We start from the raw sequence: 20,916 nt of genomic DNA on the forward strand, positions 1-20,916 counted from the left end.
CATTCTAAGGAAACTAGCCGCCGCTCCTATAGGGCTACATACCTTTGAAAGAAACGCTGGCGCGAAACACGCATTGCCCTACTCTTCACACACTGCAAGTCCGCATCATGCACCAGGGATATACGCCCTCAAATATTAGCATGACAAGGTTATGTTCGCCGCCTTTCCAAGCCGGTAGCTAAGGCTTCACAGCGGTCTTCAAAGCTCTATTCAAGCGATCGGCCACCTGCTTATTGGTTTCTACCCTAAGTAATTTTTTGATTTCATCTTTGTTCGATCGATCGGCAACGGTTGTCAATGTATTAGCTAACGCCCAACGTAGCTGATCACTCAAACCGTCCTCTTCCAGCACCGCTAGAATTGCAGTCCCGGCAACGCCGCGGGCCTCCTTTATGGCCAACGCCCGAGCAATCCCCTCCCGTATTTCATCGCTGTAGGGCCGTTTGAGATGGTTGATCAATGTCGGCACGGCGCTGACGTAATAATTCTCCTTCGCATTTACGAAATCCCACACCCACTTTACCGAGAAACCGAGACGGCGAAGATCCTCGCGAAGCGGTGCCTCTTCTGTTAAATAACGCGCTTCCTTCGCCTGCATCAGCGCTTCACGATCATCTCGCTGCGTCACCCATTCGGGACAGCTTTCCAGCAGCGCAGCCCATTCATCTGCTGGCATATCGCCACGAGATGCGGAAATCGCTTCCAGTTCTTTCAACGTAATCATTGCCTAGGCAACTCCCTACGAATGATAACATCACCCCGTATCTCGGCGGCTCGCAAGGGCCCACTGAGTCTGGTGTTCTGACGCACCCATAACTCAAAGGGAATGTCCCGTTGGCGTGCAAGTTCAGCGTAGTCCCTCAACTGCTTCGTCCAACCCTGTCTGGCAACATTTTTCACCTCCTTCAACAGGGTCGGCGAGAGTTCATCCGGGAAGCGCATTCGACCATTGATCTCTACCCCTACCTTCGGACCTCCGATGCCGGCGGCCGCTTCGCCTTCACGCCCTAAGCGAGTTGCTCGAGCAGTTGCCGACTCTGCCGGGCCCAACATTCGTCCGGATACGGGGTCCAACCCCGGACGAGAAACACCTGCAGGAAATATCCTGCCGATTGGCCTCATCGAGGCACCGAGAAGCAATCCACCCGCTATGATATCAGCGTTCGTGCTGGCGTTTATCACGTTCGCATCGGCACCGAGATTATAAGCAACTATTCCGGCGCCTGTCGGAACCTGATCGGCAACGCCCAGTGCGTTCACGAACGCGACATTGCGTCGCATTGCTTCGATGGATGCGTCGCTGGGTGGGTTCGTTACGATTAGCATTCCTGCGGAAATGGCGGCTTGCCGGGAACTGTAATCTCGCCCAGCGAAATGATACCCGGGCTGGTATAACCACCGGGCTCCCGAAAACGAACTAACATACGAAGCTAGCGAGCTATTCGGTGAGAAGGACGGTTGGTAGTTGTCAGGCTGGCGGAGCCAGTGAAACTGGCTGTAGTCGAAATTGGATGTGACCGTACGTTTGCTCAAATCACCGGTTACGACAAGTTCGTCGCCGTTATTGACGGCATACACGACACTGGGTTGGCGAGGTTCGTAGATCGGTACCGCGTCTTTTATGATGCGCGGCGTGTATTGACGACTATCAGCGTCGACATCGCTCGCCCTTGGAGCCGGCAGATCACTATTGCTCCCACCATCGGAAGCGCTCATGGCGTCGGGAATACCCTGAATGTCCGAATATTCTCCCCAAGCCGACCCACCGGTCGCCCCACCGCCGCCAGACCGGCTTAGGCTCGCAACACCCCTTGCCGCCAATCTGCCGATGGTTGCGCCAATCACATCGGGCAAGACCGCCAAGACGTTGTCGCCAAAGCTTGTACGCGTAAGAATACTTCGCGTCGCAGCGCCAGCGAAACCGGACGCATAGCCGGCCGCCCCCTGCCGCCAACTTGACGTACCGTTACCGGCGACGGCTTGGCCGACCCCGGCAGTTACGGCCGCCGCTGCAAGCCCGGCCCAATCGAACCGGCTTTGCTGCTTCGTCGCGATGGCAACGCCCTGCGTTACGACGTTGCCCAAGACGCCCCGAACGACCGCCCCCTGCACGCCGCTGCCCAGTGAGAGCGTTCCCAGCGTGCCGCCGACCGCTGCGCTCAAGCCAGCCATGGCGACCCCGCCCCAGCTGAACTTATCCTGCATTCCCATACCGATGGCGAGGCCTTGGCTCGCCGCCGAACCGACCATCGCCCCGGCTACGCCGGCAGCGATGGTACCAGTCACTCCCAGCGTCGCGCCACTCGACGCAGCGAACGTGGCCAGACTGCCGGTACCGAGCGCGCCGAGCGAGCCGGCGAACGAAGCACCCGTCGCAAGGGCGCCGATACCGGCGGTAGCGACAGCGGCTACCGCGATCGCCACCGCGGCTACCAATATCCGTCCGAACCCACCGCACTTGTTGTTGCGCTTTCCCTTTGGGTTCGGATTGACGTCGCCCAGCACGTCGGTCGGGTCATAAGGCTTGTACGTATCGGCATTGTAGGTCGAGCGGACGACGCCGGCGGGTATGGTCAAGACCTGCCCCGCCGCCAGCATGCTGTCGGCGCCCAGGCCATTGGCGGTGGCCAGCTTGTACCAGAGCGAGGCGTCGCCCCAGATTTGCTCGGCGATACCGCTCAGGGTGTCGCCGGCCTGCACCGTATAACTGCGCCCGGCGCTGCCGGTTTCGAAGCTGTTGATGCGATCGATCGTCTCGGCGAAATGCGATCCGCGCGGCTGGCCGCTGAGCGGCGCGAAGGTCGACGTGTCGCTGGGCTTGGTCGCGCGGCGACGGATCGATTCGGCATAGCTGTCCGACGCGCTGCCGTTATTGCCGACATAGCCGATCTCGCGACCGCCATGGCGGTACCAGATTTCGTGCGGGTCGCCGGTGTCGTATTTGTTGTCCGCCTCGTCACGGCGGATGACCTGACCGGCGAGGTCGTTGATGAAGGTCACCGTCCGCGGACGATCGCCGCCGATCGATACGCTATCGAGCTGGCCGACGCCGCTGTAATAGTAATTGGTGTAGGCGGTGTTGGCGTTTGTCTTCGTCGTCACCGTACCGGTCAACTGCGCGGCGTCGCGCCATTCATAGCTGTTGGTGCTGGTCGTCGTAGTGCTGCTGCCGCCATTGACGGTAGTGGTCGACGTCACCTTCTTGACCGCACCCAGCGCATAATCGGTGCCGGTGCCGTAGTCGGTGGTGGTCACGGTAGTCACCGTATCCGATCCCTGAACGACCACCGTCCGATCATAGACGATCAGTCCGCGGTCGTCCTGGGAGATCGTACGGTCGTAAACGGCGGCACCACCCTCGTTCCGATCGATTTGGCGAACCTGCCGCCCGATTGCGTCATACTGATATTCGGCCGCACCGGCGTAGGCGAAAATGCCGTCCGGCGTGACGGTGCCATTGCCCTCATCGATCCCACCCGTCCTCTCGATCTGGACGGTCGAGAGTTGGCCGTCATCGTGCCAGGTGAAGGTTTCGCGGTGTTCGGCATCGTAGAAGGCGCGGATGCGACCGGAACCGGAGGATTGACGCGCGGTTGCATTCCCGTCGGTTGAATCTTCGAAGTCGCTTCGACGAACCGTCCGAATGTCGACGCCGTCGTCATTGTAAGGATCGTCGACCCACATGAACGCCCGGAGCGTCCGCGTCGACGTCGCCCGGCTGCCATCTGCGCGATAGGTGATTTCCGTTCCGCTGCCACGTTCGATGCCGTTGGCGCCCATGCGACCACCGTCGAGCGTTACCCGGTTCATCGAATCGTAGCGGAACCAGCGTTCCTCGGTGCTGGTCGATGCGACGCCGCCGGCCGCATTAAGCAAGGCACGCGTCGCCGTCGTCTGCAGGATGTTGCCGTTCTTGTCGTAGGTCCACCCCATCGACGCGGCGGGTACTGCGTCGCCGGTGTCCGCCCAGCTGCGCATCCGGTTCTGCATGTCGAAGACCGCTTCGGACCGGCGATAGACGGTGCCGTCGCGGGTGAAGGTTTCGGTCGTGCGGTTGCCGACCTGATCATAGCCGAAGGTCGCGACCGATCGGACATAGCCCGAGCCGAGGTCGCTGGTCTGGGTGGCGAGCAACCCCGAATTCAGCCAGGTGAAGGTCTGTTTTTCGAGGCCGGAGATGGTTGCCACCCGCCCGGCCTGGTCATAGCTGGTGGTCGCGACGTTGCCGCCCATGTCGGTGCGGGTGGTAAGGCGACCGAAGGTGTCCTTGGCCTCGATCGTCTGCTTGCCATTGGCGTAGGTGGTGGTCTGCCGCCAGCCGCCGGTGGCGCCCAGGCCGCTGTCGATGGCGCCGTCCCATGCATAGGCATTGGTCGTCACCTCGCCGCCAAAGGCGCGGCTGGTCGTGACGCGGCCGGCGACATCGTAATCGGTGGTCTCGCGGTCGGACGTGGCGCGCCCGGTCTGGCTGTGCGTCAGTCGCCGGCCGAGCGAGTCGTAGGTGTAGCTGTGCGCGACGTCGCGGCTGTTGACGTTGCTGGTGGTGAGCAGGCGGCCGAGCTTGTCATAGGTCGAATAGGTCGCACGGCCCAGTTCGTCGGTGCGCGTCACCAGATTGCCGGCATCGTCGTAACGCTGGAACACGCGGCCGCCATCGGCATGATATTCGGCGGTGACCAGTTCGGCCGCCCCGCCATAGCCGGTGCCGGCGGCCAACCGCCGGGTGGTGAGATTGCCGTTGCCATCCCTGGCACCCGCCAGCCGCCCGGAAATGTCGTAATAGCGGGTTTCGGCAATGCCGGTTTCGTCGATATCGGCACCCAGCACCACCGGCCGCCGGATCGACGTCACCCGGCCCATCCGGTTATAGCCGTAATAGGTGGTCGCGCCGCGCGCGTCGGTTTCGTTCGCGACCTCGCCGAACGCGGTATAGCTGCGCGACGTGCGCAGGTCGGTCCCGCCGGTCACGCCGCTGGCCAATTCGCGTTGCAGGCTATGGACGCGCGCCACCTGTCCGCGGGCGTCATATTGGGTGGCGGTCGCCACGATGCCGTTGGCCGGATCGCCCAGCACCCGCCCGTCGAGCGTCGCGAGGCGCAGGACGTTGCCAAGCGAGTAGTTCTGGACGCTGGTCGCGCCGTCGCTTTCGAGCGTCAGCGTCTGCCGACCGGCCCCGTCGTACAGGAAATAGCGCCACGTCCCGTCGCCGCCGGTGCTGCGCCACATGCGGCCGGCATCGTCATATTCATGCTGTTCCTGCACCAGCCCGCCGACCGAGCGGGATGTGAGTTCGCCGAAGACGTTGTAGGTGAAGGCGACTTCGGGCGGGGCACCGGACGTGGTCAGGCTGGTGAACTTGCCGTTCGACTGCGTCCAGTTGGTGGCGGAGGTCTGTCCGCGCAGCCGCCCCATAGCGTCGTAGCGATAGATCGCACCTTCGCGCACGGTCGTATTGGCGCTGTTGCGGCGCGAATACGCCTCCACCATGTTGCCGACGCGGTCGTAGAAGTAGAAGCGGGTGGAACCCATCGCATCGGTCATCGCGACCTTGCGACCCAGTTCGTCATAGCGGTGCGTCGTGACGCGGTCGGCCCCTTCGACGGTGCGGACCAGATTGTCGTTGCCGTCATACTGATAGGCGACCTGGGGGGTCGCGTCGTCGGTGGTGCTGTTGATCAGGTTCGGACGCTGTTCACCGACCAGCCGTCCGGCGCGGTCATAGGCGTAGAGCGTGGTATCGCCGGTCGCCTCGCGCTTCGAAGTGACGAGGCCGAGACCGTTATAGGTATAGGCGATGCGCGCATCGCCGGTGACGTTGGTCAGCGCGCCGCTGGTCGGATCGACGCTCCACGCCACCACGTCCTTGCGCGTTTCGGTCAGGCGGCGGCCGTTGCGGTCATAGGTGAAGTCGGTCACCCGGTCGTCGGCATGGGCGGTCCCGGCCGGACGTTCGGTCGCCGATGCATTGGCGACCGCCAGCGCATAGCGACGCTCGGACAAAGCATTGCCCTCAGCATCGCGGGTCCATTCGGTCAGATAGCCCAACTGATCGACCTGCCCGACCTTGCGGCCCAGTCTGTCGTAATAGGACAGGACCGACGCACCGGTGGCGTCGGTGGTGCGCACGACATTGCCGACCGCGTCATAGACGACGCTGTCGGTCAGCGTACCGGTACCATAGACATAGCTGCCGCTGGCCACGTCCCACGCGCCGGTGCGGATGCCGGCCATGCTGGTCGACACGCGGCGGCCCAGAGCGTCGTTGGCATAGGTCGTTTCGCGATAGTCACCGGTGACCGCCGGGCGGCTGTCGGTCGTCAACTGCGACGTGATCGCGGTCGCATAGGCGCGGCTGCGGATCAGGCCGCCGTTCTTGTCATAGGCATAGGTGACATAGGCGCCGGTCGGGTCGACCTCGCCATTCTTGCGGTCGAGCGCGTCGTAATAATACCAGGTGTTACGACCATTGGCGTCGGTGCGCCGGGTCAGGTTGCCGTGCCGGTCGTAGAGATATTTCTCGGTCGGTTGCGCATTGCCGGCGTTCACGCTGGAGCCGGGAATGCCGTAATCGACCGCCTCGCCCCGCTTTTCGACCAGCCGGTTGAGTGCGTCATAGCTGTAGTCGGTGATGCGCTGTTCCAGCAGGCCCCACGCCTCGATCATCCGCGTGCGGTTCCCGCGGGCGTCGTACCGATACTCGGTCCGGACCCCGCCCGCCTCCTGTGCGCCGGCGACGAGTTGTGCGTTGGGGCTACGGCCCTCCGCCGCACCATATCGCGCATAATGATCCAGTGGATCGACACCGGCCGCGGCGACGTCCGGATTGGTCGCCAGATAGTAACGGGTATCGAAGTCGACATTCGGGTTGCGACCGGCACGCCAACCGGAATTTTGCCAATGTGCGCGCAATGCCGCCGGATCGTTGGCGATACTTGCCAAATCCTCATAGGTATTGGCGTAATAGACCGGATCGAAATCGACGATCTTCGAGGTGTTCGCCCGCGCGTATCCTGCTGTGTCCGAAGCGGTCTTCGCTACATTTTCCGCGGATACCTGTCCGCGCCGATCGTAGAAACGGAAGGTAACGCCGCCCAGTTTATTGGTCGCCTGCACGACCTCGCCGAAGCTGTTGTAGCGGCTGTTCTCGCTATACCCTTCGGCATCGACGGTGCGCACGACGCGGCCGAGCCTGTCGTAGACGAACTGGGTGACCGCGTCCTTCGGATCGGCGGCCACGGTCGGCAGCGTGCCGATCGCAGCGGCGTTGGTCGCGCGCTGCTTGCGGCGGGTGACGGTCGCGATCTGGTCGAACGCGGTATAGCTGGTCTCGGTGACGTAATCCTCGGCATCGCGGACGGCGATGACGCGACCGGCAGCATCATAATGGCTGTAGGTCGCGCGACCGGCTTCATCGACGATCCGCACCCGCTGCCCGAACGAGTCATAGTCATAGGCCTGGACCTGCCCCAGCGCATCGGTGCGCGTCAGCATCCGCCCTTCGCGGTCGTAGGTGAACCGGGTCGTGCTGGTGCCGTCGGGTGCGACCTGGGCGAGCAGGTTGCCAAGGCCGTCATAGCTGTAGCGGGTGGTCGACTGGAGACCGTCGGCATCCTCGATCCGGGTGACGACGCGACCGGCGGCGTCATAGCCGAGCTGGGTGCGGACCTGATCGACCGTGCCATAGGCCATCGTCGTCGACTGGACGGTGCCGTTGACGTTGTAGGTATAGCGGGTGACGGTGCCGGCGGCGTCGGTCGTTTCGAACACGCGCCCGGCGGCATCGTAGCTGGTGGCGGTGACGACGTAGCTGCCATTCTGCCACGCAGCGACGCCGGCGATCGTCGTCGCGTCATTCGCGCCGGCCATGGCGGTATCGTAGCGGACGACTGCGACGACCCGCCCGGCGGCGTCGTAATCATAGCGGCTGACATAGCCCATCGGATCGATGGTGAAGCGCAACTCGCCCCGTGCGGCGTAATAGCTGCGCGTGATGCGGTTGTCGCCATGGCCGCCATTGGCACTGCCCCACGCCGCCATCGTCTCGTGCGAGGGCAGGACGGTGGTGGCATAGGCGGTGACGAACCGCGTCGTCTTCACGACGTTGCCGGCCGTGTCATAGCCGTACCCGGTGACCGATCCGGCGGCATCGATCGCAAAGGTCAGATTGCCCTTGCCGTCATACACCGCGAAGCTGCAGCGGTTGGCCGGATCGTTCGTCGCGCCGGCATTGGCCAGCCCCTGCGTGACCGTGGCGACGCTGTAGCTGCCAAGTGCCGCGATCGGGCGGGCATAGGCGATCGTCTGACGCACCGTGCCGGTCGCATCGCCGGCCCGCGGCCCCGCATAGACATATTCGGTAACGCGGTTGACGGTATCGATAGTGAAGCGCAGCAGCCCCTGCCCGTCATAGACCGAGCGGACGGTGCGGTCGTTCGCAGTGCTGCCGACGTCGGACAGCAGCGCGGTGAAGCTGGCCGATGCGCGCAGCGTATCGGTCGTGCGCTTGGCGAAACTGGTCGCCGACACGCGGTTGCCCGCCGCGTCATAGGTCGATCGGCTGAGATACCCCTCCCCGTCGAGCATGCCGACGAGATTGCCGTCGCGGTCGTAGAAGCTGCGGCTGACGCTGTCGCGGGTGCCATCGGCCGTCGGACGGGTGACGGCGGTCGGCAGCGTCGTCTTCAGCCCCTCCACCGCCAGCCGGTTGGCATAGGCGGTTTCCTTCAGCAGCCGGCCCGACGCGTCATAGTCATAGACGACGCTGGCACCGGTGGCGTCGATCCGCTGGGCGACGCGGCCCTCGCGGTCGTAGACGATCCAGTTCCACGTGTCGGCCGCCGACGAAGCCGGGCGGAGCGTGGCGATATCGATATCGATCGCCGGATCGCCCAGTCGCGCCACCTGTTCGGCGGACAGCGCGGTGCTCCATCCGATCGTCGCGACCAGCCGGTCGTTGCGGTCGTAGCGATATTCGGTCAGCCGGCCGAGCGGATCGACCTCGCCGGTCTTCCGTCCGGTCGGGTCGTAGACGACATAGCGGTTCTTGCCGAAACTGTCGGTGGTGATGCGGACGCGCCCGACCCGGTCGTAGCGATAGCTGGCGCTGCCGGTGCCGCTATAGCTGCCCGCCTCGCTGCTCGACACCAGATCGCCGGCACGATTGTAGGTCGAGGTCTGCACCGCGCCGCTTGCCAGCGTCACCACCGTCTGCGCGCCGACATCGTTGAACGCGATCGTCGTCTGACCGCCGCGCACGTCGGTCGAACCGATCATCCGGCCCATGCCGTCATAGACGAACAGCTCGCGCTGCCCGCCGGTCACCCGTTCGAGCAACCGGCCCGATGCGTCGCGTACGAACACGGTCTCGGCATAGCCCTGCGCCGTCGATGGCTCGCCACTGGCATCCGCCGCGCCGTCGCGCAGGATGCGCGAGACTTCGCCGCGCGCATCATATTCGTAGCGGACTATCATCCGCGCCGATTTGTTGGTCAGCCCCCCGACCCAGTTGTTCAGCGCGGCCTCGGTCAGCGATACCGAGGTGCCGAGCGTATCGGCGGTAAAGCTGTCGGTGCGAACCAGCAGGCCGTTGGCGTTGTAGGTGTAGCGCGTCACCCGCCGCTCGGCGGAAACCGCGTAGCGCAGGCGGCCGATGCTGTCGTAGATATTGTTGCTGGCGATCGTCTCGGCAGCACCCGCCGACACCGCGCTGGCGGAGGTGCGCAGCAACTGGTTCTTGGCATCGTAGGTGCGGGTGACGACGTTGCCGAGCCGGTCGGTGGTGGTCAGCAGATTGCCGGCCGTGTCATAAGCCATCTTCGTCACGGCACCCGACGGGTCGGTGACGGTCGCGACATTGCCGGTGCTGGTATAGCTGAACTGCGTCACCTGCTGCACGCCGCCTGCCTCGGTCGCCGGTGCGGTGATCTTCGTCAGCAGCCGCGATGTTTCGGGTTCGTCCACCGGGCCGATCAGGTTCATGCCGGCAACGATGACGCCGGCGCCCGCCGGTTCGTCGGCCCCCAGTGCCACGAACAGCCGGGCAAAACCGGTATCGTCGCGGGCATAGGTGCGCGTGACGAGGATCGTGGTCGCCTCGGTCGTCGACAGGCCGCGTACCGAATAGAAGCCGCCCGACAGTGGATCGATCGCGCCCGGTCCCGACAGGACCCGCGCACTGGCAAGGTCGTCCGGACCCCAGCCCGATGCCGAACCACCCAGCCCCAAATGGTGCCCCTGATCGAAACCGGTCGCCTTCAGCGTGATGAGGAAGCTGTAGGTCTCACCCGCCCGGGCGGTGAAGTTGCGTTGCAGGTTCGCGGCGGTGTTGGCGGTCTTGACGGTGAACTTATAGGCGGATGCACCGCCGATCGCGCTATCGGTCGCGCGGTTCAGGTTGCTCGCGGTCCATTTGGTCGCGTTCATCCGGTCGAGCGACGATGCGTCGCTGCTGCGCACCAGCGTCTGCCCGCCGGCGATCAGCGAGGTGCCCGCGCGGAAATTACTGCCCTGATCGACGTAGAAATACGCGCCGCCCGATCCGGTCTTGTCGTAGGTGCGCGTGATTTCGACACGCGTACCCTGCGTCGTTGAGAGACCGACGACGCGCCAGAAGCCGCCGCCCAGATGTTCGATGGTCCCCGGACCGGACACGATCCGCGCCGTCGAGACGCCGGGGCCGCCCCATCCGGTCTGATCCGAATACAGGCCGAGGTCCTGGGTGGTGATGTCGCCAACCGCCTTCAGACTGATACCGAAGCTGATCGTTTCGCCGGCAGTGACCGGGAATCCTTGCGAGATACCTGCCCATTGGCCACCGGTCTGGACGGTGTAGCGGGTGGCCGACGCACCATCGATGGTATCGGCCTGCCGCGCCACGTTGCCGCTGTTCCAGGTTCCGCCGGCAAGCGCGAAATCGCCCGCCGCGAAATCCAGCCGCGTCACCTGCCCCGCGGGATCGGTGATCGTCGTATTGTCCGCACCATAGCTCAACCGCGTCACGCGCGTCGCCGAACCGTCGACATTCTGCGTAACGGCGGTGACCCGCTGATAGACGTCATATTCGAAATCGACTCGCGTCCCGTCGGTCTGCGCGACCGATGCGATCAGGCGGGTATCGCCGACATAGGTGTACGCGCTGCCATAGCTCTTGCCGTCGGCGATGCTGTTGTCGGCCGGAGTCAGGTCGACGGTCGCATGGCTCAACCGGCCGAGGCTGTCATAGGCATAGCGGGTGCGCGTCTGCATCCGCTCGACGCCGCCCTGCGTCGCAAAGGTGCGGATGTCGGTGATCGCATTGCCACTCCATCCATATTGGATGCGTTCGCCGTTCGCGGTGCGCAGCTCGGTCAGCTTGCCACTGGCATAGGTGAAGGTCAGCGCATTGCCGCTCGGATCGCGCTGTTCGGTGATGTAGGATTGCCCGCCGAACTGATAGCCGTAGCGCTCGACGACCTGGCTATCGCCATCGGTCCATGTCCAGCCGGTGCCGTCGGCATAGGTGATGCTGTCATGCGCGCCGGCACCTTCGGTGGTGCGGTAGTTGGTGCCGTTATAGGCATAGGTGATGACCGATCCGTCGGACGACACGCGCTTGATGGTCGAACCGAAGGTGTTCGCGGTACCGACCAGCGAAAACAGCCGCCGGTCGGTGCTTTGGCGCCAATTGTCTCCATTTTCGTCGGAAAGATCGCCCTGGCTGTTATAGGTCCGGCTGATCGCCGCATCGGGACCGCGCCCGAGCAGCAATTCGTCCTGCTGCATCAGCATCAGATTGCCGTTGGCGGCGTTCAGCAACAGTTGCTCGCCCGAGCGGCCGAGCGCGGCCTGCCCCAGCGTTCCCGCTCCGCCCAGCACATTGCCCGACCCGCGCTCGAACCCCGTTCCCGCGCCCGTGAAAATGGCCACCATGGTCCCAAATCCCCCAAGAAATCCCGCAGCCGGCGCCTGCGCCCTGCCGCTCTCCTGATCCTTGTCGGGGAGGTTTTTCGTTCGTTTAGGACTAAGTTCGACGGGCGCGATCGACCGCGTCGCGGTAGACGGACCGCAGGACGGAGCCGGGGGGCTTCGCAGGCAGCGGGATGATCGATGGAAGCCGACCGGGCGCTCAATCTGCTCGACGACATGCTGTGGCAGTCGCTGATGGTGGCCGCGCCGATCCTGATCGCGACGCTGGCGATCGGCATCGTCATCAGCGTGTTTCAGGTCGCGACGCAGATTCAGGAAGCGACGCTCAGCTATGTCCCCAAGCTGCTGGTCGCGGCCGGACTGCTGATCCTGCTGGGGCCATGGATGATGACGCGAATGACCGATTTCGCGCGCGGCCTGTACCTTGCCATCCCGGTGCTGGTGCACTGATGGAGCCACTAGTTCCGCAAGCCGTGGCCACGCTGCTGCTGTCGCTCCGCATCGTCCCGACGCTGGCCTTCGCGCAGCCGTTCACGTTGATCCGCATCCCCGCCATGGTCCGCGTCGGCCTCGCCATCGCCCTGTCCGCATGGTTGGTCGCGGGCAATCCGGCGGCGACCTGGCAGGCGCCACCGCCGCCCGGGGGATGGGTCGCGCTGGCGGCGGGCGAGCTGCTGCTCGGCACCGCATTAGCGCTCGCGTTGCAACTGGCGTTCGCAGCGTTGCTGGTCGCGGGACGGACGATCGATATCCAGGCCGGATACGGCCTTGCCGTGCTGGTCGATCCGGCGACGCGCGCGCAATTGCCGCTGGTCGGGACGATCCTTGCCTATGCCGCCGGCGCGATCTTCTTCGCGACCGAAGGCCCGGCGCGGTTGCTGGCGATCTGGGCCGCATCATTGGAACGCGCGCCGATGGGCAGCGCATTGACCGCGACCGATCCGCAGATCTTGATCGGCTATGTGTCTGGCGTGTTCCTGATCGCGCTGGGGCTGGCGGGGTTGTTGCTGGTCGTGCTGCTGGTGCTCGACCTCGCCATCGCGTTCATGTCGCGCACCCTGCCGCAGATGAACGTGCTGCTGCTCGGCTTTCAGGTGAAGACGCTGGCGACAATGATCGTGCTACCGATCGCGCTGGCGCTGTCGGGGTCGCTGTTCGTCACCATCCTGTCGGCGGCGTTCGACACCATGGCGCGGATCGGCTGATGGCCGAACAGGATCAGAATCGCGGCGAGGCACCGACCCCGTTCAAGCTGCAAAAGGCGCGCGAGAAGGGCAATGTCGCGCGCAGCATCGAACTGGGCTTCCTCGCCAGCCTGCTGACGCTCGCCGCCTACACGCTGATCGCCGGACCGGCGCTGATGGCGACGCTCGCGCAGGCGATGCGGATGGCGCTGGCCGGCGGCTTTGCGGGGGCGAGCGAGCCGGGCGGTGCGGCGGAGCTGCTCGGCACGCTCGGTCGGCAAGCCATCGCGCCGGTCGCCCTGCTGGGGGGCACGATGGCGGGGATCGTCATCCTGCTCGAACTGATCCAGTTGCGCGGCTTCCTGCTGACCTTTCACCCGCTCAAGCCCGACTGGAGCCGGCTCAACCCCGCCAAGGGCATCAAGCGGCTGTTTTCGCTGCTGATGCTGAAGCAGACGCTGAAAAGCATCCTGAAATTCGCGCTCTACGCTGCGGCGACATGGATGGTGGTCCGCTGGGCGGTGGCGCATCTGGCCGAGAATGCGACCGATGGCGAACGGCTGGTCGCAACCATGCAGGCGGCCGGACTGCGGCTGGTGTTCGCGTTCCTGATCGTCGCCGTCGCCATCGCCATCCTCGACCAGATTCTCGCGCGCGGCGAATTCATCCGCCAGATGCGGATGAGCCGCCGCGAAGTGACGCGCGAGGCCCGCGAACGCGAGGGCGAACCGCGCCAAAAACAGCGCCGCAAGGAACTGCACCGCGAAACGGCGGCGCAGGGCAAGGGCAGCTTGGACGGGGCTGACCTGCTGGTGGTGAACCCCGAACATTTCGCGGTGGCGCTACGCTATGACGAGACCGCGATGATCGCGCCTGAAGTCGCTGCGAAGGGCCGCAACCTCCACGCGCTGCGTCTCCGCGAGGAAGCTGTGCGTCGCGGCGTGCCGATCGTCGCCGACCCGCCGCTCGCCCGCGCGCTGTTCCGCGCCTGCACGGTGGGCAACGCCATTCCGTCCGACCGCTATGCGGCGGTCGCCGACCTTTACATCGACCTTCGCCGCGCCCGCGCGGTTCCACTGGATTGATCCGCCATGTCGACCGGCATCCTGCCGCGCCTTTCCGCGCTTCCCGCCGCCAATCGCGATCTGGCGCTCGTCGCCGCGACGATCGGCATCCTCGTCATCCTGTTCGCGCCGATCCCGCCGGCGCTGCTCGACCTCGCGATCATCGCCAATTTCGGCCTCGCGCTGACGATCATGCTGCTGACCTTCTATGTCGGCAAACCGGTCGAATTCTCGACCTTTCCCTCGCTGTTGCTGGTTGCGACGCTCTACCGCCTGTCGCTCAATGTCGCCGCGACCCGCCTGATCCTGACCGGTGGCGATGCCGGAGCGGTGATCGGATCGATCGGCGCGTTCGCGGTCAGGGGCAATTTCGTCGTCGGGCTGGTCGTGTTCGCGATCCTCGTCGTCGTGCAATATGTCGTCATCACCAGCGGCGCACAGCGCGTGTCCGAAGTTGCCGCACGCTTTACACTCGACTCAATGCCCGGCCAACAAATGAGTATCGACGCCGACCTGAACATGGGCCTGATCGACCGCGACGAAGCGGTGGCGCGGCGCAAGGGACTGGAAAAGGAAGCGTCCTTCTACGGCGCGATGGACGGTGCGTCGAAGTTCGTGAAGGGCGACGCGATCGCCGGGATCATCATCCTGTTGATCAACATCATCGCCGGCTGGATCGTCGGCGTGACCCAGATGGGCATGGAATGGAGCGAGGCGCTCGGCCATTTCACCCTGCTGACCATCGGCGACGGCATCGCGACCCAGTTGCCCGCACTCATCATCGCGATCGCGACCGGCATCATCGTCACCCGCTCCGCCTCCGACCGCGAATTGTCGACCGAGGTGTTCCGACAACTCGGGTCGGTGCCGCGCATCCCGCTGATCGTCACGGCGGTCCTGAGCGCGTTGTTGCTGCTGCCGGGAATGCCGAAATGGCCGATCGTCGTGATCGGCACCATCGCCTTCGTCGCATGGCGACGCATCCGCAAGTCGGCCGCCGACGCCGCGGCCGAACCGGTCGATGAAGAGGTCGCCGCCGAATCGACCGCCTCGCCGCCGCTGGAAATCCGGCTGGGCGAGGCGCTGTCGAGCGCATGGGCAGGCGAAGGCGCGCTGGTGATGGACCGGATCGCCGGGCTGCGGCGGGTGCATGAAGAACAGTTCGGCCTGCCCTTCCCCGCCGTCCGGCTGGAGGATGGTGCGGGGCTGGGCAGTCATGGCTATGAAATCCGCCTGTTCGGCGCACGCTATGGCGCGGGCGACATTCATCCCGATCAGGTGCTGGCGGTGGCGGGCCAGGGCCAGAAGCCGGCGATCGACGGCATCGCCATCACCGACCCAGCCTTCGGCCTGCCGGCATGGTGGATCGCGCCGGAACAGGCCGATGCGGCCAGGGCGGCGGGATGCACGATCATCGACCCGCTGACCGTGCTCGCCACCCATTTCGGCGAGATCGTGCGTGGCGAGGTCGGCACGCTGCTGACCCGCGCCACCGTCGTCGGGCTGCTCGACGGCGTGCGCAAGCGGCAACCGGGGCTGGTCGAAGAACTGGTGCCGCAGACGCTGTCGGTGTCCGACGTGCAGCGGGTGTTGCAGGCACTGTTGGCCGAGGGCGTGTCGATCGCCAATCTAGACCTGATCGTCGAGCATCTGACCGACCTCGCCCGCACGCAAAAGGATCCGATCGAACTGACCGAGTTGATCCGCCAGCGGATGAGCTATGCGATCTGCCACCAGTTGCGCGGGCGTCATGCCGATCTCGCGGTATTGAGCCTCGACCCCCGCCTCGAAAACCAGCTTGCCGCCAGCATCGGCGCGGCGAGCGGCGGCGGATCGATGGCGGTCGAACCGCGCCTCGCCGAGCAACTGATCCGCCGGCTGATGCCGCTGAGCGAAGCGATGTTCCGGCAGGGCCGCGCGCCGGTGCTGTTGTGCGGGGCGGAACTGCGTCGCCACCTGAAGACGTTGACGCGGCGGAGCCTGCCGACGCTGTCGGTCCTGTCGGTCGCCGAAATTCCGATGCGGATCACGCTCAAATCCTTCGATATCGTCCGGTTGGACCAGGGGACATGATGACCGAATATGACCAGCTCGCCGGCTTCCTCGCCGTCGATCCCGCCAATGTCGCGCTGCTGACCGACACCGCCCATGCCGCCATCGGCGCCGGACGTCCGGCGGAAGCACGCGCGTTGATCGAGCGGCTGCGCGCGATCGAGGGACCATCGCCGGCGATCGACCACCTGATCGGACTGGCGGCGATGGCGGCAAGGGATTGGGCGGAGGCTGCCGCCGCGTTCCATGCGCTGACCGAGGCCGGCGTCGGTGCGCCCGGCGTCCGCTACAATCTCGCCCGGTCGCTCATGATGCAGGGCGAAACGGACGAAGCACTGGCGTTGCTCGACGACGATCTCGCCGCGCAACTGCCGCAGGCGGCCCAATTGCTGATCGGCCTGCTCCATGATCGCGGCGAAATGGATCGTGCCGAGGCGGTCGCGTGCGCGGCCTTCGACCGCTTTCCCGACCACGAAGGCGTCAATGCCGCCATCTCGACGCTGGCGATCGATCTCGAAGACCTAGACCTCGCCCATGCCGCCGCCGAACGCGCGGGCGATCATCCCGAAGGGCTGGTGACGCAGGCGACACTGGCGATGGAGGCCGCCGATCCGGCGGCGGCGGCGCTGTTCGACCGGGTGCTGGCGGTGCAGCCGGACAATCCGCGCGCGCGGATCGGCCGCGGGCTGCTGGCGCTGTCGGGGCAGGATGCCGCCGCCGCGACCGCCGATCTCGATCGCGGGGCGGAAGGTTTCGGATCGCATCTCGGCTCATGGATCGCCGCCGGCTGGGCGCATCTGCTCGCCGGTGACGCGGCGACGGCACGGCTGCGCTTCGATCGGGCGCTGGCGATCGACGACAATTTCGCCGAAGCGCATGGATCGCTGGCGGTGCTCGACCTGCTCGCCGGCGAACCCGACAGCGCCCGGCGGCGCACAGCGGTCGCGCTACGCCTCGGCCGCGAGAGTTTCGCCGGCGGGCTGGCGGCAGCGATGCTGGCGGCAGGCGACGGCGATACGGCGAAGGCGGAGCGGATCGTGACGCTGGCGCTATCCACCCCGCTCGACGACCAAGGCTCCACTATCGCGCAGGCACTCGCACGGATGGCGACGCGCGGGTAGCTCGATCGGCGCGGCCATCGAACGCGTCTCGATGGTCCGCGCCCGAACCCTACGACCGGCTAACGTCCCCGCATCGCCGTCGCGGCCCGGTCGATCAACTCATGCCCACCCGGCATGTCACCCACGATCCGCAGCACTTCGTCCAGCACCGCCGCGAACGCCGGGTCGTTGGCGACCGCTTCACCCAGTTCCTCGGTCAACAGGCCGTGCACCACCGCGCGGCGGCGTTCGTCGTCACCCAGCGCATCGAACCCGGCCATCGCCCGCAGCCGCTCGACCGGCCGCGGATCGCCCTTGCGCGCCGTTCGTCCCGCTTTGTCCGTCCGTTCGCTCGACATTCGCGCCAGTTTCGCACGCAACAGCAGCAGGACATGGTCGGTACCGGCAACCTTCAATGCAGGCTGCCCCGCCCGAGCTGCCCGAGCAGGAACGAGGTCGGCGACGCTTCCTCGGTCTCGGACGCCGGGTCGAGCAACGGACGACACTGGTCGATGATAAGCTGCATGTCATGGTTCAGCGGCGGCGTCTCCGCATTCGCGGCGATGCCGCTTTCCAGCGCCGCGATCGTCTCGCCGAACCGGTCGTGGATCAGATGGGTCAGCCCGGTCACGAACTGCCGCAGATAATGGTCGTCGGGCAGCGCCGACAGCGGCGCCCATGTCGCCTGCGCGCGCACCGGCTCGCCCGAGGTCAGCTCGAAAAACCCCAGCTGGAACCGCGCCAGCGCGAAGTCGGGTGCCAGTTCGACCGCGCGCGACAGCGACGCATGCGCCTCGATCGGGCGACCGCTGCCGGCGAGCAGCGACCCACGGAAGAAGTGCAACCGTGCGTCGCCGGGATACGCCGCGATCAATTGCTCGGCGAGCGGCAGCGCGTCGTTCGGCGAAGCCTCCGCCACGGCCAGCAACTCGCGGATGTCGTCGTCGTCGCACATGTTCCTATCTCCGATATCCGTGCAGCCGTTGCCGCAACCGGCCGAGCGCTGTGGCATGCAGTTGCGACACCCGCCCTTTCGACAGGTTGAGCAGGTCCGCGATCTGGGCGAAACTGACGCCCGCTTCATAATGCTGGCGGATAATCACCGCCTCGCGCTCGGGCAATGCGGCGATACCGCCGGCCAGTATCGCGTGGAGTTCGCGCCATTCGAGGCTCTGATACGCATTGGGACGCGGATCGATGCCGTCCGCGCCGACGACCAGCGCGCTCCCTTCCAGCATCAGCCCGATGGCAAGGCCCGACACCAGTGCCGCCAACGCCGCAACCGGATCGTCCTCCTCGTCGCGGCGCAGCGATCGCGCGCGATCGGTCTCGGCCCGGCGACGCTGCGACCAGGTCGCGTCGCTTTCGCTCATCCGGGCCGATCCGTCGGCGATGCTGCCGACGATCCGCCGCCTTGCATAGGCGCCGAACGGAATGCCGCGCAGCGGGTCGTAGCGGTCGATCGCCTGCAGCAGCCCCTCGTAGGCGAAATGCTCCATATCGCCGAGGTCCGCGCCATGTTTGGGCCGCCGGCCATGCTGGCGCCGGGCGATGGCGCGGGCGAGCAGGCGATAGCGGGTGAAGATCTGCTCCCGACAGCCTTTCTCATTCTCGAAGCGCAACCGCCGCCACAGCGACGCCTCGACGCGCGGCGGCACCAGCACCAGGTCGAACCCCACGCGCCGCATCATCGGAAACTGCCAAGCACCCCTTGCAGCACCAGCCCCCAGCCATCGATCAGCACGAACATCAATATCTTGATCGGCAAGGAGATCGTCGCGGGCGGCACCATCATCATGCCCAGCGCCAGCAGGATGCTGGCGACCACCAGGTCGATCAGCAGGAACGGCAGCAGAATGACGAAGCCGATCGTGAACGACACGCGCAGTTCGTTGAGGATGAAGGCGGGGGCGAGCTTCAGCGTCTCGACGTCCTCGGCCCGGCGGGGCAGCGGCGTGCGGCTGATCGCATAGATCGATTCGAGATCGGCATCGCGCGTCTGCGCCAGCATGAACCGCCTGAGCGGCGCGGCCCCGGCGGTCATCGCCGCCTCCACCCCGATCCGTCCGGCGAGCAGGGGTTGCAGCGCATCGGCGTTGATCCGGGTCATGGTCGGCGCCATCGTGAACGCGGTCAGGAACATCGACAGCGCGACCAGCACCGGCGTCGGCGGCGTCTCCGGCATGCCGAACGCGTGGCGCACCATCGACAGCACGATGACGGTCCGCACGAAACTGGTCATGCTGATGACCACCGCCGGAATGACCGCCAGCAGCGTCAGGATCAGCGCGGTGCGCACCACATCGTTGCCGATCGCGCCGCCGGCCAGCATCTCGTTCATGCCGCCGGCCCCTCGCGCAACACCTGCTGCCCGGTGGCGGACGACAGGATCACATATTCCTGCCCGTCGCAGCGCAGCAGGCAGAGGTCAGCATGCGGGCTGATCCGCCGGCTCTCGATCACCGCGATCCGCCGCTCCGCCCGGTTCGGCAGCGTCAACCGCCCGCCGCCTCGTTTGATAAGCACCGCCGCCAGCCCGGCCAGCATCAGGCAGACCAGCAGCGCGACGACGATCCGCGTCAACGACACGTCGAGCGCCGCCCCGCCGCCCAACCGCGCCGGTGCAGCGGCGAGGATCATTCCGGCCACGCCGCGATCTCCGTCAGGCGCACGCCGAACTTGTCGTCGACCGCGACAAGTTCGCCGCGCGCAACGACCACTTCACCCAGCCGCAATTCGACCGGGCGGTTCAGCGCCGCCTCCAGCGACACGACCGCGCCGGGTTTGAGCGCGGTCAGCGCGCCGACGGTCATTTTCGCCTGCCCCAACAGAGCGTCGAGTTCGACCGCGACGCTGTCGATCAACGTCGCACTGACGCGCGAAGGCTTGGATTCAGACATGGACATACTCACGCAGCAACATCGACGATTTGCAGCGACGGGACCGGTTCGGCCGGCACGACCCGCACCCGCCCACGTGGAAGGGGCCGCCCGTCGAGCGCGATCGGCACCGGATCATTCAGCGCCCGGTCGAGCACGACGACGTCGCCAACCTCCAGCGCACGCAGGTCGGCCAGCCGCATTGACGCCTGCCCGACCGCGGCACCCACCGCGACCGGAACCGCCGCCAACGCCGCTGCCCCCGACCCCAGTCGCGGCAACCCGACCGGCGGCAACAGCCGCCGCACCAGCACGGCGAACAGGGCTTCGGACAATCCGAATGCCAGCCCGTCGCCGAGCGTCGCGACCCAATCGGACCCGGCCACCGGCACGAAGCCGTCATCGCCACCCGCCACCGCGATCAACCGCGTCCGCAGGTCGATCAGGCACGGCTCGGCAACCGCTTCCAGCACTGCCCGGTCGACACCGTCCCGCGCCGCCGCCGACACCCCGACGATCCGGGCGCCGATGCGCAGCGCGGCATCGGGCGCGGTCCCGATCGCCAGCCCGGCGGCGTTGCACCGCCAGCCCGATCCGCCGCCGCGCCGCAGTCGAGGCGCCGGCCCCGCCCCGCCGACGAACCACTGCGCTTCCCACGCCGCCACCGCCCCGGCGAACAGCGCATCAAGCGCGGCGGGCGGCTGCGTATCCGCCGGCAGCCATGCCACCGCGC

14 protein-coding genes are annotated in these 20,916 nt (G+C 65.9%); 5 read left to right on the forward strand and 9 right to left on the reverse strand.

Features of this window, described 5'->3' with window-relative positions; all coding sequences use genetic code 11:
- Positions 1–178 precede the first annotated feature (178 nt).
- Both ASE59_RS07375 and ASE59_RS07380 read right to left on the reverse strand, forming a co-directional pair.
- The gene (locus ASE59_RS07375) at positions 179–724 is read right to left on the reverse strand and encodes a hypothetical protein (protein ID WP_156359942.1); all 546 of its coding nucleotides are present in this window, start codon (positions 722–724) and stop codon (positions 179–181) included.
- Positions 721–11,907 carry a putative toxin gene (locus tag ASE59_RS07380; protein WP_056454424.1) on the reverse strand — a complete coding sequence of 3,729 codons (11,187 nt, stop codon included), beginning with the start codon at positions 11,905–11,907 and terminating at the stop codon, positions 721–723. The genes ASE59_RS07375 and ASE59_RS07380 overlap by 4 nt, the downstream gene beginning before the upstream one ends.
- 177 nt (positions 11,908–12,084) lie before the next feature.
- Here ASE59_RS07380 and fliQ point away from each other — a divergent pair, with 177 nt between their 5' ends.
- The 5 genes from fliQ to ASE59_RS07405 are packed head-to-tail and all read left to right on the forward strand — an operon-like array spanning position 12,085 to position 17,325.
- On the forward strand, positions 12,085–12,354 hold the full coding sequence (gene fliQ / locus ASE59_RS07385) for a flagellar biosynthesis protein FliQ (protein WP_056454427.1): 270 nt from the start codon (positions 12,085–12,087) through the stop codon (positions 12,352–12,354).
- A gap of 23 nt (positions 12,355–12,377) precedes the next feature.
- Positions 12,378–13,109: a flagellar biosynthetic protein FliR gene (locus ASE59_RS07390; RefSeq protein WP_056454431.1), complete on the forward strand. Its 732-nt coding sequence runs from the start codon at positions 12,378–12,380 to the stop codon at positions 13,107–13,109.
- Positions 13,109–14,173: a flagellar biosynthesis protein FlhB gene (locus ASE59_RS07395; protein ID WP_056454436.1), complete on the forward strand. Its 1,065-nt coding sequence runs from the start codon at positions 13,109–13,111 to the stop codon at positions 14,171–14,173. Before ASE59_RS07390 ends, ASE59_RS07395 begins: the two co-directional genes overlap by 1 nt.
- 6 nt (positions 14,174–14,179) lie before the next feature.
- Positions 14,180–16,225, forward strand: a complete 2,046-nt coding sequence (locus ASE59_RS07400; protein ID WP_056454439.1) for a flagellar biosynthesis protein FlhA — start codon at positions 14,180–14,182, stop codon at positions 16,223–16,225.
- Positions 16,225–17,325: a tetratricopeptide repeat protein gene (locus ASE59_RS07405; protein ID WP_162235277.1), complete on the forward strand. Its 1,101-nt coding sequence runs from the start codon at positions 16,225–16,227 to the stop codon at positions 17,323–17,325. The genes ASE59_RS07400 and ASE59_RS07405 overlap by 1 nt, the downstream gene beginning before the upstream one ends.
- A 59-nt stretch (positions 17,326–17,384) precedes the next feature.
- On the opposite strand, the gene ASE59_RS07410 is transcribed toward ASE59_RS07405, so the two are convergent.
- Genes ASE59_RS07410 through ASE59_RS07440 form a run of 7 tightly spaced genes read right to left on the reverse strand, consistent with a single transcriptional unit; the run spans position 17,385 to position 20,911 of the window.
- On the reverse strand, positions 17,385–17,720 hold the full coding sequence (locus ASE59_RS07410; RefSeq protein ID WP_056454445.1) for a hypothetical protein: 336 nt from the start codon (positions 17,718–17,720) through the stop codon (positions 17,385–17,387).
- On the reverse strand, positions 17,717–18,259 hold the full coding sequence (locus ASE59_RS07415; RefSeq protein WP_056454448.1) for a tetratricopeptide repeat protein: 543 nt from the start codon (positions 18,257–18,259) through the stop codon (positions 17,717–17,719). Before ASE59_RS07415 ends, ASE59_RS07410 begins: the two co-directional genes overlap by 4 nt.
- Before the next feature lie 4 nt (positions 18,260–18,263).
- Positions 18,264–18,983: a sigma-70 family RNA polymerase sigma factor gene (locus ASE59_RS07420; RefSeq protein ID WP_162235278.1), complete on the reverse strand. Its 720-nt coding sequence runs from the start codon at positions 18,981–18,983 to the stop codon at positions 18,264–18,266.
- An 8-nt stretch (positions 18,984–18,991) separates the two neighbouring features.
- Complete coding sequence (gene fliP / locus ASE59_RS07425) at positions 18,992–19,645, reverse strand: flagellar type III secretion system pore protein FliP (RefSeq protein WP_056454454.1); 654 nt, start codon at positions 19,643–19,645, stop codon at positions 18,992–18,994.
- Positions 19,642–19,953, reverse strand: a complete 312-nt coding sequence (locus ASE59_RS07430; RefSeq protein ID WP_156359943.1) for a hypothetical protein — start codon at positions 19,951–19,953, stop codon at positions 19,642–19,644. The genes fliP and ASE59_RS07430 overlap by 4 nt, the downstream gene beginning before the upstream one ends.
- The gene (locus ASE59_RS07435; RefSeq protein WP_162235279.1) at positions 19,941–20,204 is read right to left on the reverse strand and encodes a FliM/FliN family flagellar motor switch protein; all 264 of its coding nucleotides are present in this window, start codon (positions 20,202–20,204) and stop codon (positions 19,941–19,943) included. The genes ASE59_RS07430 and ASE59_RS07435 overlap by 13 nt, the downstream gene beginning before the upstream one ends.
- Positions 20,205–20,212: 8 nt before the next feature.
- A complete protein-coding gene (locus ASE59_RS07440; RefSeq protein ID WP_162235280.1) occupies positions 20,213–20,911 on the reverse strand; it encodes a FliM/FliN family flagellar motor switch protein in 699 nt (232 codons plus the stop codon).
- Between the last annotated feature and the right edge of the window lie 5 nt (positions 20,912–20,916).

This window comes from Sphingomonas sp. Leaf10, assembly GCF_001421245.1.
Taxonomy (GTDB): domain Bacteria; phylum Pseudomonadota; class Alphaproteobacteria; order Sphingomonadales; family Sphingomonadaceae; genus Sphingomonas.

Excerpts from the sequence above, each read along its gene's own strand:
- ASE59_RS07375 (WP_156359942.1), bottom strand. The coding sequence starts at position 724 with ATGATTACGTTGAAAGAACTGGAAGCGATTTCCGCATCTCGTGGCGAT.
- ASE59_RS07380 (WP_056454424.1), bottom strand. The coding sequence starts at position 11,907 with ATGGTGGCCATTTTCACGGGCGCGGGAACGGGGTTCGAGCGCGGGTCG.
- fliQ (WP_056454427.1), top strand. The coding sequence starts at position 12,085 with ATGGAAGCCGACCGGGCGCTCAATCTGCTCGACGACATGCTGTGGCAG.
- ASE59_RS07395 (WP_056454436.1), top strand. The coding sequence starts at position 13,109 with ATGGCCGAACAGGATCAGAATCGCGGCGAGGCACCGACCCCGTTCAAG.
- ASE59_RS07400 (WP_056454439.1), top strand. The coding sequence starts at position 14,180 with ATGTCGACCGGCATCCTGCCGCGCCTTTCCGCGCTTCCCGCCGCCAAT.
- ASE59_RS07405 (WP_162235277.1), top strand. The coding sequence starts at position 16,225 with ATGACCGAATATGACCAGCTCGCCGGCTTCCTCGCCGTCGATCCCGCC.
- ASE59_RS07415 (WP_056454448.1), bottom strand. The coding sequence starts at position 18,259 with ATGTGCGACGACGACGACATCCGCGAGTTGCTGGCCGTGGCGGAGGCT.
- fliP (WP_056454454.1), bottom strand. The coding sequence starts at position 19,645 with ATGAACGAGATGCTGGCCGGCGGCGCGATCGGCAACGATGTGGTGCGC.
- ASE59_RS07435 (WP_162235279.1), bottom strand. The coding sequence starts at position 20,204 with ATGTCTGAATCCAAGCCTTCGCGCGTCAGTGCGACGTTGATCGACAGC.